Source organism: Nonomuraea basaltis, from assembly GCF_005893125.1.
GTDB lineage: Bacteria > Actinomycetota > Actinomycetes > Streptosporangiales > Streptosporangiaceae > Nonomuraea > Nonomuraea basaltis.
Genome location: NZ_VCJS01000634.1, coordinates 1 through 647 on the forward strand (window position 1 = coordinate 1; position 647 = coordinate 647).

At 73.3% G+C, this 647-nt stretch carries 1 protein-coding gene; it reads left to right on the plus strand.

Annotated elements, in window-relative coordinates; translation table 11 throughout:
- Window positions 1-291: 291 nt before the first annotated feature.
- The coding region (locus EJK15_RS69805) for an RRXRR domain-containing protein (RefSeq protein WP_206062426.1) at window positions 292-647 on the plus strand (356 nt) is incomplete at its 3' end.

Sequence of the window (647 nt, forward strand, 5' to 3'; positions counted from 1 at the left end):
TGTTTGACCAGCCCGAGCCATCACCGGCAAGGAGGTGCATCCTTGATGGCTACGTTTCACGCAGGACAGCAGACCCACCGTGCCGTGCTTCCTCAGCGGCACGCTCTGGAACCTGTCTTCGCAGACAACCCCGGGAGCAGGGACGAAACGGGGGACAGGCGCGCGGCAGGCCGCGAACCCGGCGTGGGACATGGGCGAGGGGAGACCCGCCGCGGCGCACCGCGCGGCGGGCGTCACCCCGAGGCGTCACGCGACGCTGAGGGAGGCCGCGGCATTTCCGCCGCACCCCGCGTGTTCGTGCTCGACAAGTACGGCGCGCCGCTTCAACCCACCCGCCCGGCGATGGCGCGCAAGCTGCTGGCCTCGGGCCGGGCGGTGATCCACCGGCACACCCCGCTGGTCATCCGGCTGAAGGACCGGGAGGCCGGCTCGTGTGAGGTGCCCGGCGTCGAGGTCGGCGTGGACCCCGGCAGCAGGCACACCGGCCTGGCCGTCTTCCACGACGGCGAGGGCACCCGAAGCGGGCTGTTCGCGGTGCAGCTCGACCATCGGGGCGGGCGCATCCGTGACCGGCTGGTGGCGCGGGCCGCCTTCCGGCGGCGGCGCCGGGGCGCGAACCTGCGCTACCGGGCGCCGCGTTTCCTCAA